The organism is Martinezella lusitana, from assembly GCF_016901135.1.
GTDB lineage: Bacteria > Pseudomonadota > Alphaproteobacteria > Rhizobiales > Rhizobiaceae > Rhizobium > Rhizobium lusitanum_D.
On the sequence record NZ_JAFEVL010000036.1, the window covers coordinates 15083 to 28432 of the forward strand.

The 13350-nt window shown below is 53.6% G+C and carries 15 protein-coding genes; 7 read left to right on the top strand and 8 right to left on the bottom strand.

Annotation, left to right across the window (positions count from 1 at the left end; translation table 11 throughout):
* Positions 1-3 precede the first annotated feature (3 nt).
* The 4 genes from JTP94_RS13560 (at position 4) to JTP94_RS13575 (ending at position 3155) form a co-directional block, all read left to right on the top strand.
* Entirely contained in the window at positions 4-663 is a 660-nt protein-coding gene (locus JTP94_RS13560) for a Fe2+-dependent dioxygenase (RefSeq protein WP_204851020.1), read from the top strand.
* Between the two features lie 71 nt (positions 664-734).
* A complete protein-coding gene (locus tag JTP94_RS13565; protein WP_204851021.1) occupies positions 735-1925 on the top strand; it encodes a tetratricopeptide repeat protein in 1191 nt (396 codons plus the stop codon).
* Between the two features lie 56 nt (positions 1926-1981).
* Positions 1982-2311 (top strand): hypothetical protein, encoded by a 330-nt coding sequence (locus JTP94_RS13570; protein ID WP_204851022.1) that lies wholly within the window; start codon positions 1982-1984, stop codon positions 2309-2311.
* Positions 2298-3155, top strand: a complete 858-nt coding sequence (locus JTP94_RS13575; protein WP_204851023.1) for a helix-turn-helix domain-containing protein — start codon at positions 2298-2300, stop codon at positions 3153-3155. Before JTP94_RS13570 ends, JTP94_RS13575 begins: the two co-directional genes overlap by 14 nt.
* Here the strand turns inward: JTP94_RS13575 and JTP94_RS13580 are convergent.
* Together JTP94_RS13580 and JTP94_RS13585 are read right to left on the bottom strand one after the other, a co-directional pair.
* On the bottom strand, positions 3142-4644 hold the full coding sequence (locus JTP94_RS13580) for a hybrid sensor histidine kinase/response regulator (RefSeq protein WP_204851024.1): 1503 nt from the start codon (positions 4642-4644) through the stop codon (positions 3142-3144). The two genes, JTP94_RS13575 and JTP94_RS13580, sit on opposite strands and share 14 nt — an antisense overlap.
* A 191-nt stretch (positions 4645-4835) precedes the next feature.
* A complete protein-coding gene (locus JTP94_RS13585; RefSeq protein ID WP_204851025.1) occupies positions 4836-5363 on the bottom strand; it encodes an oxidoreductase in 528 nt (175 codons plus the stop codon).
* Positions 5364-5798: 435 nt separating this feature from the next.
* Between JTP94_RS13585 and JTP94_RS13590 the strand changes: the two genes are divergently transcribed.
* Entirely contained in the window at positions 5799-6341 is a 543-nt protein-coding gene (locus JTP94_RS13590; RefSeq protein ID WP_204851026.1) for a hypothetical protein, read from the top strand.
* A 122-nt stretch (positions 6342-6463) separates the two neighbouring features.
* On the opposite strand, the gene JTP94_RS13595 is transcribed toward JTP94_RS13590, so the two are convergent.
* The 3 genes from JTP94_RS13595 to JTP94_RS13605 form a co-directional block, all read right to left on the bottom strand.
* Positions 6464-7600 carry a hypothetical protein gene (locus JTP94_RS13595; protein WP_204851027.1) on the bottom strand — a complete coding sequence of 379 codons (1137 nt, stop codon included), beginning with the start codon at positions 7598-7600 and terminating at the stop codon, positions 6464-6466.
* Between the two features lie 828 nt (positions 7601-8428).
* The gene (locus JTP94_RS13600) at positions 8429-8716 is read right to left on the bottom strand and encodes a hypothetical protein (RefSeq protein WP_204851028.1); all 288 of its coding nucleotides are present in this window, start codon (positions 8714-8716) and stop codon (positions 8429-8431) included.
* 461 nt (positions 8717-9177) lie between these two features.
* A complete protein-coding gene (locus JTP94_RS13605) occupies positions 9178-9597 on the bottom strand; it encodes a MucR family transcriptional regulator (protein ID WP_204851029.1) in 420 nt (139 codons plus the stop codon).
* Between the two features lie 654 nt (positions 9598-10251).
* Between JTP94_RS13605 and JTP94_RS13610 the strand changes: the two genes are divergently transcribed.
* Positions 10252-10485, top strand: a complete 234-nt coding sequence (locus JTP94_RS13610; RefSeq protein WP_246754930.1) for a hypothetical protein — start codon at positions 10252-10254, stop codon at positions 10483-10485.
* Between the two features lie 127 nt (positions 10486-10612).
* Positions 10613-10921, top strand: a complete 309-nt coding sequence (locus JTP94_RS13615; RefSeq protein WP_204851031.1) for a PepSY domain-containing protein — start codon at positions 10613-10615, stop codon at positions 10919-10921.
* A gap of 564 nt (positions 10922-11485) precedes the next feature.
* Here JTP94_RS13615 and JTP94_RS13620 read toward each other — a convergent pair.
* The 3 genes from JTP94_RS13620 to JTP94_RS13630 form a co-directional block, all read right to left on the bottom strand.
* Positions 11486-11914 (bottom strand): DUF1330 domain-containing protein, encoded by a 429-nt coding sequence (locus JTP94_RS13620; protein WP_246754931.1) that lies wholly within the window; start codon positions 11912-11914, stop codon positions 11486-11488.
* Positions 11915-12021: 107 nt separating this feature from the next.
* Positions 12022-12447 carry an organic hydroperoxide resistance protein gene (locus tag JTP94_RS13625; protein ID WP_204851032.1) on the bottom strand — a complete coding sequence of 142 codons (426 nt, stop codon included), beginning with the start codon at positions 12445-12447 and terminating at the stop codon, positions 12022-12024.
* Positions 12448-12460: 13 nt separating this feature from the next.
* A complete protein-coding gene (locus JTP94_RS13630) occupies positions 12461-13339 on the bottom strand; it encodes an SDR family oxidoreductase (RefSeq protein ID WP_204851033.1) in 879 nt (292 codons plus the stop codon).
* Between the last annotated feature and the right edge of the window lie 11 nt (positions 13340-13350).

Sequence of the window (13350 nt, forward strand, 5' to 3'; positions counted from 1 at the left end):
ACAATGTATCACCTTCGCAACGTCATCGAACGGCATACCCTAACAGCTATTGTTCAGGCGCTAAGCGACGCGGACTGGCATGACGGGCGTCTCACGGCAGGCTGGCAAGCTCGGCAGGTTAAATATAACGAACAAATAGCGGAAGGAAGTGACGTACACCAACAACTTAGCGACCTTGTTGGGTCCGCATTGTCGAGTAGTTCGACGTTCTTGGCATTGGCAAGACCGAAATCCGTTCTCCCATTTCGTTTCAGCCGATACAGTCCAGGCATGGAATACGGCAACCATGCCGACGATCCCGTGATGTCAGGCATTCGAACCGATCTTTCCATCACCGTTTTCCTGTCGGAGCCGGAGAGCTATCAGGGTGGCGAGCTTGTAATCGAGCACGCTGCGGGGGTTGAAAAAGTAAAGTTGCCAGCTGGCGACGCGATTGTTTATCCCTCCTCAACTTTGCACCGTGTCGAGAAGGTCGAATCAGGTCAGCGTCTGGTTGCCGTTTCTTGGATTCGCAGCCTGATCAGGGATCACGCCGCGCGTGAGATATTGTTGGATCTGGATCTTGCCAGACAGGGTCTTTTCAAGCAGCACGGCCCAAGTCGGGATATCGACTTACTGTCCAAATCGCTGGCAAATCTAACCCGGATGTGGGTGGACGACTGACATTGTCTCGCCTGTGTTTGAGAACAGCTTTTCGCTCACATCATTTGGCAGCGATACATAGGAGATGAAATATGGCTCATTCTAACACCCCTGGCACAGTAGAACCGAATGGGGTCAATAGAAAAGTGCAAGCGCTAAGGTGGTTCCCCCTGCTCCTGGCGGAAATTTTGGTCTCCGGCTTTTATCAGCCAACATGGGCGGATACAGTTCCCTCCCAGGGCAGTAATGACTCCGTGGTTTCCGAGTGCACGAGGATTATTGACGATGGGCGCTTCGATAAAGCGCTGGAAGCAAAGGCCCTCAACTTCCGCGGCCTTGCCTGCAACAAGCAGGGTGACTTCGATCACGCGATTTCTGCTCTCGATAAGGCTATATCTCTCAATCCGGAATTTGCAGACGCCTACTACAATCGCGGAAATGCCTATTTTTTTAAGGGCGATTATGAACTGGCCATCGCCAACTATGGTAGGGCGATAGAGCTCGGATCGGATGACGCCTATACTTATAGTAGTCGAGGGTCGGCCTTCAGCAAAAGGGGCGACTACGACCAGGCTATCTCGGATTACGATAGAGCGATCGCGCTCAGACCCAATTATGCCGATGACTTTTACAATCGTGGTCTCGCTTACCGCAACAAAGGTGATTACAACAAAGCCATCTCCGACTACGACAGCGCCATAGCCCTCAGACCAAACTTTGCCCAGGCCCTAGACAATCGTGGCCTTGCCTACGACGGTAAAGGTGATTACGACAAAGCCATCGCCGACCATGATCAAGCCATCGCCCTCAATCCGGAGGATGCCGAGGCGCTAACCAATCGTGGCAACTCCTATTATCTCAGCGGGAATTATGACCGCGCCATTGTCGATTTCGATAAAGCCATCTCTATAAGACCTGACTTCGACAAGGCCTTCTACAATCGCGGCTCCGCGTTTGTTCGAAAGGGTGATTTTGACGATGCGATTGCTGACTACGACAAAGCCATCGCTCTTCGGCCGGATTACGACAAAGCTATCTATAATCGCGGCGCCTCCTATTTTAGCAAAGGCGATTACGACAAGGCCATTGCTGACTTTAACACGTTCCTCGCCCTCAAACCAAATGATGCCGGCGCTTTCAACAATCGCGGGTCAGCCTATGCGAAAAAGGGTGACTACGATCACGCCATCGCTGACTACGACAAAGCTATCGCTCTTAGACCGGGCTTTGTCGAAGCGTTCAACAATCGCGCCATAGCGGTAAAAGACAAGGGAAATCCGTAGGTCTCCACGGCCTTATAACGCGTTGTTTGCGGACTTGCGACGTCGGATTGCCGAACATGGCCTACGAGATCGAGACTTTTGACCATTACTCTCTGTATGAGTGGGAGGGTCGCGGTGGCACGCTCGTCGCCTTTGTGCTTTTCGACGGACGGCCTGTTCTTGTGGCCGACGGCCATCGGCCGGAGCGCATGGGAAGGCATGCCGCAGCCCATCTCTTTCTAGAGGACAACCTTCGTTTAAATTGCAATTCTGGTACGAATGGAAAAGTGGACCGAAGCTCAAGTTTACAGTATGACCCGATCGCACGTGTGCTAGTTTTGTATACGCACATCTGGAACTTTATTGATTTGGAATTTCAACCCCACGAGCAAAATGAGCGAAGATAGTCACAATGCGATCGAGAGTCGCTCGGATTACACGGATGAGGAAATCGGGCTTGCCGCCCAGTGCATTGCTGCACTCCTAACTCGACACGGAATTCCAAAATACCGCTTTGCCGTAACAGTTTCCGAAATCCTTGGACTTTCCTATTCCGCGGGAAACCGCAGGCTGACGACAAATGCGTCGTGGTCGCTTGAAGAACTGAAACACGTCGCCGAACATTTCAACGAGACCTTGGAAGAGCTTGTTGCGTTCGATAAGGCGGATGGGTTGCTCGATGCGTCCATTGTCATCAACAACCACGTTATCTCCTGCCGGATTCGGTTGGGAAATGTCGTCGGGCAGGTGCCGCCGGGAACGCTCATTGCCGCTGAGATCGATGGCGCATGGCGAGCCATGCCGGCCGAAGCCAGATCGATCATACCAGCACACGCTGTCACCCGTTTGCTGATCGAACCGATAGCGTCTCGTCGCCGGGTTGCCATTCTCGACGATCACGCCGATACCGCGCAGACGATTGTAAAATATATGGAGACGGCGGGCCTGGACGCAGTCGCCTTTAGCGACCCTCAAGCCCTGTTCAACCAGTCCGACTTCGATGCCTATGTTCTTGATTGGATCATCGAACGAGACGCCAGACGCCAGACCGCGCTGGAACTGGTCGAGAACATTCGTGCGCGCAACGGCCATTGTCCGATCATTATCCTAACGGGACAGATCGGGACGGGCAATGCCAACGAAGAGAACATTGCTGCGGCACTCGCGCAACACAATTTGAAATTCTTCACCAAACCGGCAAGCATGCCGATCCTCCTCGCCGCTTTGAATTCGAGCTTCAAAACTGCATGACCGTCAGCAATTGTTGCCGGCGTATCGGCTTGTTCAAGACCGCATCAAAGAGAGACAGATCCTGCTTGGAACCATGATGCGCGGCTGACATTGCGACCAGCTTGGTTTTATGGCGCAAATCCGTCTTGCGGATCTGCGCCGCCAGCGCCGATCCGGTCATGATAGGCATGTCGAGGTCAATGAAGATGACTGAATAGATGTGTGCGGCCAGAAAGTTCAGCGCTGTCATGCCGGAAGGAGCCATATCGGTCGCAAATCCAAGCTCTTCAAACACATTCGAAAGACCTTTCAAAAGGTCAGGATGATCGTCAACGACGAGTACCCGCTTGTGAGCATCGGACGTCTCGAATGAACTTTCCGCCGCCGGGACCGCGGGGATTGCAAGGTCAAATATGCTGCCGCCTTCTGACGGGCTGCTGATTGCCATGCGCGCACCAAGCTGCCGCAGCAAAGTCTGGACAACCGACAAGCCAATGCCTCGTCCGCTGCCAAGGCTGGAGAGCCCCTTTCCGATACTGTTCTCGATGACCCGTGGCGGTAATCCGGGCCCTGTATCCATCACGCGCAACACCAATTCGCCCGCCGTCTCATCGAATGCTGCGAGATCGACCTGAACATAGCCGCTCGGCGTATATTTGACCGCATTTGAAACGAGATTATGCAACAACTGCGCAATGCGCTCACTATCCGCAACCACGAAAACGGCCTCATCTGGGCCTGTTTGCCGCAGCTCCAGATGCTTGGCCTTCGCCGCAGCCCGGTAATTCTCCACCACCTCACGAACGAGTTCCCCCGCCTCGAACACGCCCGGTTGCAGCTCAATATATCCGGTTTGAGCGCGAGCCAGCGTCAGCATGTCGCGAAGCTGGACAGCCAGGCTGTTGGCGGCCCGGCGGATTCGCGCGGTCAACTCGCTTCGGGTTTTCGTATCTTGAGGTCGTTCCAGCACATCCAATGCAGAGACGATGACCTGAAGCGGGGTTCTGAGTTCGTGGCTGACCATTGCGAGGAAGCTGATCTTGTCTGCGACCGCCGCTTCCGCCGCCGCCAAGGCGCGCGTCTTCGCCATGATCGCCCACCAGTAAAATATCGAAATGATAACAAAGGACAGAATTGCGCAAACCAACAATCCCGCAATGATGAGAATGATTGTGTGCCCTGCCTGGATGGTCTCGAAGGACTTTTCCTTCAATTCAGTATCCTGATCCCAGGCCGCTTTGGATATCCTGTCCAAAGTAGAGGAAATATCTTCCAATTTGCGCAACAACGCCTGAGCCTCTGCCGGCGATAGATTGGGTTTAATCGCAGGCAGAACGTTTGTTGCGAATTCTGAGAGGATTGGTACATCGCTCAAGAACCCGGGAAGCCGCCTAAAACGATCAGTCAGCTCGGAGGGCCGCGTTATAATATTAATGCCAGAAATAAGGACATCAATGTGGAATGAAAGTGCATCCGGTTCAACAGCAGATCCATCAGCAATCGTCTTCAAATCTAACCTGACCGGTTCAAGCTCCCTTTGCGCTTGTGCAGTCGGCCAGTATAAATACGATGGGTTTTTTATATCTGCGGAACCCCAAGCAATATATCCCGCTCTTATTACACTCCAATTATATGTCGCCATAGCTACGCATGCGACCACAATTGCTACCGGGATGCTAAGCCATACGGGATGGAATAACCTCATTCCACTTCGATCCCGCATAATTGCCAAACCATGTGTGATGCGCCAAATGGAGTGTCCAGTTCCTTCCCGAAGCTATCGCGGGGATACATAACGAAGATCGGTCCGAAATCTCTAACGGTTAGGCGAACCCCGTCTTTGCTGCTAGCTAATATCGTTCCATACTTGCCGAGATAGTCACCATCTACCTCCACGCTAAAATCATCAAGCGCGACGAGACGCAGTCGGCTTCCTTTCGCCGCTACTTCTTGAAGTATTTTAGTAAGCAGGGGACCAACGAAGTCGCTTTTGGGCGTCCAGGGTGTTGATGTCGTCACCGTCGATGTCGGCAGCGCAAGAAATTCGCGTTCGGACATCTCATAGGTACTGTCTGCGCTGTTCGTTATCCTATCAATTTTGCCAGTAATCGTCAGGAAGACGTTCTTCTTACACCCATTCGGTAGGCGGATAGCTGCATGTGTCACGTCCGCGATCAAGCAAGCGCTGATCATCACCCACATGAAAGAAAGCATCGTCCTATTAAGCATGCCTATAGATCCATTTATCGAGGTGGTATGGTTTAATTAAATTCAGAGATTCTTCGAACAGAGTTTTCGCCCTTTGGACGATGGGTCGTCCAGGCGACACCGCATGGTAGGCACTGACGAGGCCAGAATCCACATCTTTCAGACTGATATACTGGTTGCCCATGACTCCGGAGAATGGAATCCGTTTCGGAAATGTGCGAGATTTGCGTAAGGTAGCCATCCCGCAATCAACAGCCTGAAGAAGCCACGGAATTTTATCATTGTTTCGTCTGTCTGATGCCACGCCTATTCCGCCATGTGCAAAAAGAATATCACCTGCCCGAAAATCACGCCTATCGCATCCGGCGCAACCAAAATCGGCTTACATTTATCCCCGCAGCGTATATTAAGGCTCTCATGGAAGCTAAGTTTGGTCATTTTTTCAAAGGATAGATTATGTCTGCTGATAACCAATTCCGACCGCCGGCTCCCCATCCTACAAACAACCCTTTCGCTTCTGGGGAAAAAAAGGAAGTTCAGGTCCAGCAGAAGACGGTGAAGACTCGCACTACCCCGCGTGAGTTGATGGACCCTAATGCTGGTGAAGTGGGCGCGGGCGTAATTCATGTCATTGAAGGCGTCGACGAAGAACACTTTGTGGAAGCGCTAACGGGCGGCATTCGTGCAGCGTTCGATCTTGGCGACGCTGGATATGAAGTGTTTAAGGTCGCACTGGTCGAATACCAACAAGCCAAAATATCGGATGGCAGTTGCGATAGCCTCACACTCTTCTACTCTGGCGATCAATTGAACGGCAAAAAGACCGAGATGAACGAAACGCAATTTCAGGGGGGTCTCAAGGAATTGCTGTCAAAGGGGGTGCTATCGCAGAAGGCCCCTGATCAATATTGGCTGAATCCTGCTCTCTTCTTCAACGGTAGTGGCGTGATCTTGATAAAGGAGTACCGGCTGCTCCCGTCGAGCCTGCGGACCGTTTAGAAACGCGGACTCTACATTAACCGAGGCATTAGAGATCCTTCAACCCTTTGCCGTAGAATCTATCCGAGGTTTTGGTTTCGATATGCCATCACCAAGATCACCAAGATGTAGCGGCGCGGCGCTTATTCTGGCGTATTGTAGGGCATGACGAGGTTGGTTCCGCCAGTGTTGAGAAAGCCCCAGTAAGATCCGTTCACATGTCGCAAACGATCCGGCTTGAAGGGAATTGGATTGCCGTTTGGCCAGGTGCGCTCCAGCGTCGATCGGAAGATGTCGGCCCAGAAATCGACGCTGAGAAATGCGTGATAAACCCCCGTATAGACTAAAACCTCGTTATCCGTCAGAAAAGCGTCTGCAACGTGCGGAAGGTAGCGGAATCGTTCCGGGATCAACCGCGTTACAGGCAGTCCGAAGAACGCCGCTTCATCAAGAGTTCCCGAACTCAGACCAACAACGCGCTGAAGGGACCCGTCGCATAGAAGCTCGTACATATCGATCGCGCTGTCGATATGAGGGATGCCGTGATGTTTAAGGAACATGGCTAGCGACGGACTTGGATGGGGCGAGAAAGGGTGCGGACGAAAGGCGATGGAGCCGATCTTGGCGAGTTCAGCTATTCTGTCTTCATGATCAAGCAGGGTATCGATCCGTCCGTCATGGATCAATGAGGCGTCGAATGGGGTCTGACCAACAATCAGCGTCTCGTAGGATGATCCCTTTTTATTGAAGGCACCGCGCCGGATTGCAGCCGCCTTGTGGAGCCCGACATGGAAATCGACTTCATGGCCGGATAGGGCATATGACGCGATTACGGCCGATATTTCGCTGCGGTTCGATGAAAATCCAAAGAATATATCGTCGAGAAACCGCAATGGGTGCCATCGTACGTCGACAAAGGGTATGTTCAGGCGGTTGAGAATTTTCTGCAGCAATGGAGATATCTCGAAACCTACCACCAATGAATTTTCGACGTGGGGCAGGAATAAGGCACAAATCGCGTCGGTCGGATCGGCCGCGAAGATCTTTGCCCAATTCGCAGCGTTCGCGTCCAGACCAAAGGTGCCATAGACCGCGTTGCCGTCGAATGGCGATGTGTCATCCCATTCCAATATGGTAACCGGCAAACGGGTTGCCGCTGATATCTGCGGCGTCATCATCGCAGCGAAGAACTTCGTGTTCGTCGCGAACCCCGTCCGAGATGTTTTTTCACCTGTCACGCGTAGCAGGTCCGAAGTGATGACAATGCGTTCGGGTTGCATACGGCTATAATCTCCACTGAAACACTAATTCCCTCCTCGCTCCTGGGATGCGGGAAGGGCGAGAGCAGTGACGAAGCTATCAATGCTCGATTATGGTATCGCTACGCAAATGTTCACGCAGTGAATCGTTTGTCCACTCACTTTACGTCCACCGCGCGATCCTGGAAGCGCCTGTTAAGAGTCCGTCGGTATTCGTCGCAGCGAAAGCTCACCCCTTCTCGCGCTCCCGGTCAGATCGCTCAGATATCCACTGGCTGGGTTAATATGCCCGACACGCGCCACCAGCCCAATAAACTTCTTGACATCCGATAATGCCCACCGCCAGTCAATCAGTGCTCCTGCCTACTCCGAAAAAACAAGCGGTGGAGAATCATGATTTGCGGAAATGTGCAACGACACCGGTAACCTTGGCGGGTGCATACGATTTGTTAGTTCCGGCTGAGCCAGCCCAAATGCCTCGATGAAGGAGATGACGATGGCGCGGAATGGACAACCGCGATCGAGGGCAGAAATGAGCTCGGCGACAGTTGCCGAAGGTACCAGCTTCCTCTTGTGGGTCTTGAAGGGTTTCGAACCAGCAACCCCTCGAAAAAATTTCGATGTCAAGACCAAATAGAATTGCGACATCAACAATTTGTATGGTTTTAGATCGGCAAGACGAATTATGGAACTTTTAAGCTAGCCTCTCTGTTTCAATCGGAACCACCGTGAGCGGTATTTGCGCGCCGTAAATTAGGTGATTAACTGTGGGAATGCGCCGTTTTTGGTCAGCTGTGGCATCTAAAAGACGGCAGCAAATCTCGCTATGGGGCGGCTCGCCTGGGAGACTTAGGTGGCCTCTGAATTTACATGATCGAGATTTTCTGAAGCCATATCCAGATCTTCGACAATTTTTTCAGCCTCTATCAGGAGGTAATCCATCTGCTTCCTGCACTCGGCGAACCGGGTGATCTCGAAGGCAAATGGCGCATTTCGGCGTGCATCATAAAAGTTGGCGATTGTTTCACCGGAGGCTCGCCGCTCCTGTTCCAAGACGTCCTTCAGCTTCCTCATTTCGCCTTTAAAGGCAAAATATACCTGCATGGTTCGGATCAAATGTAATTCTCTGTCTGACATAGGCTTTGGTCACTTAATTATCGTTTATGAATGCATTACCTGCGAGGGCAGTTGCGCCTTCTCGGCGCGGCTCATAGCACTATTTATGATTGCCAGAAGAACGGACCCTTCATCCCAGCCGGCGTCCAAGGCCGCGGCAATCAAGCTTTCAACCGAAGGCTCAAGGGCAAAAATGCAGGTCTCCATATAGCTCGTTTGCGATATATCGTCTGCAGGGGGAGGATTTATGGTTGGCTTCACTCTTCTATCTCACCAATGGACAGTCCGAATCGGAAAGCGTTGTAATGATTGCGTGCTTCCCCGATCTTTCTTGCTTGTTGCTCAATATTGCCCGGCCCCTCAAGTGCTCATGAGGACTCGTATCGCGCCCAAATCGGCTGATAACGTCGAGCCGGTCACGCATCGTCTCCCAGCGATTAATTACTTCCACTTCGTGCCTCCGAAGATCCAGTTAATCGGGCTCATATTCCGTCCCGGGAACCGAAGCTCCCGCCGGATCGGACTTCCTTCGCTATTCTCGAGCGCTCGGCGGCGTAGTTCGGCACTATCATGGGATAATCGGCGGGCAATCCCCATTTGACGCGATATTGCTCCGGCGTCAGCCTGTATTTGACACACAGATGACGACGCAGCGATTTGAACGTTCGGCCGTCCTCCAGGCAAACGAGGTAGTCTGGTGTGATGGAGAGTGCGATGGGCACGGCAGACTTTTGCTGTTTAGGCGTTATGGTGTCGGTCCCGGCGCCCGAGACGCCCGACAGGCTTTCATAGACCCCTTCGATGAGATCGGTGACGCTGTCACAGGCGATAAAGTTATTTGCCACGAACGAACAGACGATATTGCGAGTGAGATTGAGCAATTGGGGGTGGCGTTCAGACAAGTGATATTCCCGTTAATTGATCCTGCCGCGATATGCTGCCGCCGCCGCCCGATCCGCCGCCATTTCGATCTTGGACGAATGCCGTATGTGTGGATCGACAGCAGCTCCTCCCATGGGAGGAGCTGCTAACGCCAGCGCAAGGCCGACGACATGAATGACAAAACGGACATCCCCGCGCACTCCCTTTCCCAAACGTCCGTCAACCTTGATCGCGGCCGTTCCCAACAAATCATCGCGCATTAGAATATCGTCAAAATCTCACCTTTCCACAGCCATAGGACCAATGCCCTGGGTATTCAGACCTTAGTCTGATTCACCGTCATGTGGTGCATTCCAGATGTGTGTTCTCGAGGCGGAAAATCACCCCCTTCCGGCGGGGTGCCGACCGGATTAGCGATGATATCATCGCAGCTTATCCGCATTGTGAGCTCGGTCGGCCGACACTCATTTGATCTGCTATCCTTCGGTCGACTCACAAGCCGGACAGATCGCCGCTAAGCCGATCCCTGAACCGATCGTTAAAATGCGGTTGGTTATTTATACCCTTAAGCAAGATAGCCGCGGCTACCGGAATGGCGTTGGATTAACAACGAGAAACCCTAAATGCAACAAACACATGATGTGGTTGGCGGTGCACTCAAAACAATGAATGACATGGCTGACAATCTTACGACCCTGATCACCGCGAGCGATCCCCCGGCGGTCATCCTTACCACGCTTATGAGCGAGGCTACTCTGGCCTTTCCGGGCTTGCGGGACGCGGATATCGCGAAACTGATCGACGATCTTCTGCAGACGGCGGAAGGCAAATCTACAGCTTCGGCTGAAGTTATCCCGTTTCCATTGTCTCGCCGCCGAGAGACGGCAACCGACCTTGCGCGCGCATGATCAGGTCAATTCCCCCCAAAATCAGAGCCGAGGACCATTGGAGGAAAGATACTGCTCTTGATTATTCGCCCTGAAACGGCGAAGGGAAAAGTGTCAGTATCGTACCATAATTTTTCTGGACGGCCCCATGCTCAAGAATTTTGCCATAGCGGCGATCGCAGTTGCGACAATCATGTCAGCAACACCATCCTTCTCACAAAGCATCGAGATCGGCCCCGGTGGCGTACGCGTCAATCCGGGCATGGAGCCGCCGCCGCGTGACATGGGTATTAGTGAGCGCCAAGCCATTCGCATAGCGCGAGGCAACGGCGTGCAGGATGTGGATGACGTCGCCCGCAGACGCAATGTCTTTATCGTACGGGGCGCAGACCGTGACGGTGACGACATCAAAGTCGTGATCGATCGGCGCACGGGCGAAGTACTTTCGGTCGATTAAATGCTCTGACGGAGCCTTGGCCTGTATATCTTGCAGCCTGTAATGTTGCGGAGGGAAACAGGAAGGCTCTTTCAAGTACGGCAAACAAGCAGCGCCACCGAATGTGCCCCGCATACCAAATCAAGTACGTGGGGCAAAATCGGTGGCAGCGTTTCAGTGAACGGACATAGAAGTGTGTATAATCAGTCCCATTAGGGACGCATGTGTCAGATTTCAAAGTCGACGTCAGCGCCGAGCGTGCAATTGGTCGCCTTGAAGGGATTGGAACCGACGACATCCCAAGTAGATTGGCTAAGTGCTTGATAAGGTGGAGTTCGCGGCGTAACGCCTATTTATGGAACTCTAATAGAGTGGCGGTTCATTCGACGATTCTTGTTATCGTTCATAATTCCGAGATGAGGATCTCGGTGTCGGCCATGACTATCTCCACGATCGCAAGTTCCGAATGCCATCGAGAAAATCGAGACGTTCTTTAGTAGGCGATGTGTTTTGATTGATTGGTACCCGCCCCAAAGGGCGGGCACCATTTTTGATGAGTTTCGTGGGACAGGAAGCGGAGCGGGCTTAGTTGACCCCGCCTATGATGAAGGACCGATAGTCGGCCCCGAGAAACCGGTGTTTTACGGCAGCCTGGTATTCGGGACTGTCGTAAAAGGCGCGTGCCGCTTCCATAGTGGGAAAGCTGACCATCACCACGCCTTCCGGAGCGGCCCCCTCGAGGACATCCTGAGGGCCGTGAGCGGCAAGTACGGTCGCTCCCGATTCTCCCAGCAGTGGCCTCAACATTTCGGCATATGTCTGCAGTTCAGCTGCATTGCGGCTGCGTTCTTGAATAAAAATCGCATAAGCGGTCATGCTAAAATCTCCTTGAAAGTTCAATTCGCGGTCGGTTGCAAAATGACGACCGTGGCCTAAGACGGTTAGGTTTGAAAGCTGCTCGAAGGCTGCGCAGGCTTTGTCGAAGTCGAATACGCTGTCGATCTCTGGGCGCAATTGGAGCTACGGCAGCCGTTGACGCGCGATAAGCGGGAGCCGGATTTGCAGATCAGGGCTCGACGCGTTGTCGCCCTTTTCCGTCATTTCCGCCCCCCGCACCGACATCAGTTCGTCGTAACGGTGATGGCCACGTCGATGTTGCCCCTCACCGCGTTCGAATAGGGGCACGTCGCATGCGCCGCCTTTACGATCTCCTCAGCCGTCGCCTGATCGACTCCGGCGATCGTGACGTCGAGCGCCACTGAAAGGACGAACCCACCGCTGCCATTTGGTGACAAGCCCACTTCGGCCACCACCACGATGTCGGTATCCTTCACCCTGGTGGCCTTGTTGCGGGTGACGTGGATCACCGCATTTTCAAAGCAGGCCGCATAGCCGGCCGCGAACAGTTGCTCCGGATTGGTCGCACCGCCCTTACCGCCCATCGTCGTGGGCAACGCCAGCGGAAGATCAAGAAGGCCGTCTTCGCTGCGGACGGTACCGCTGCGGCCACCGATCGCTGTGACTTTGGTGCTGTAGAGTACGCTCATCGTCGGGCTCCTGTCACAGCATCTCTGACATGCCAAACGAGGTCAGCATCTCGTTCTGAATAGGGCGTACGGCCTCGTTCAGTCGATGAACGCCGAAGTCCAGACCTTCGGGCATGACGACCGTGCGCAATGGACGCCGCTCCGTGGCCTCGACCAGTTCCGCGATGGCATCGGCCACGCGTTGAGGGCGCGGGGGATTGGCCTCGTCCTGTCCGTCATTGGCATGCGCCTTGATCTGACCCGGGATTGCCGCAACCTCGCCGTAGGATGCAAGCACCGTTTGGTCGGATGGCTCCGGGCTTGACGAGATAAGGTTGCTCGGGAACGGCCCCGGCTCGACAATGACGGAGTCGATTCCAAAGCCCTTCAGTTCGTAGCGATAGGCTTCGGCGAGCCCCTCGAGCGCGAACTTGCTCGCGGAGTACGTTCCGAAGAACGGAAAGACCACCCGACCCATCAGGGATGTCACATGAACGAGGAGTCCGCTGCCGGCCGCACGCATATGCGGCAGGACCGCGCGGTCGGCCCGCACGGCTCCAAAGAAATTGACCGCAAAGAGCCGTTCGACGTCCGCGACCGTGTAGGCTTCCGTGATCCCGACGGGCATCAGTCCGGCGTTGTTGACCAGGACGTCGATCTTTCCGTGCTGCTTGATGACCTGCTCGATCGTAGAGTTGACCGATGCCTCATTAGAGACGTCCATCTCAAGGACTTGCAGCCCATGCCCTTCTGCCTTCGCCGCATCGATAAGCTCCCTCGCAACTTGGGCATTTCGCCCTTCGATGTCCCGCATGGTTGCAACTACCGTATGACCCCGCCTTGCGAGCTCCAACACCGTGAGTTTCCCGAAACCACTGCTCGCGCCTGTCACAACAACAACTTTTCCGCTCATCTTAAGTCCTT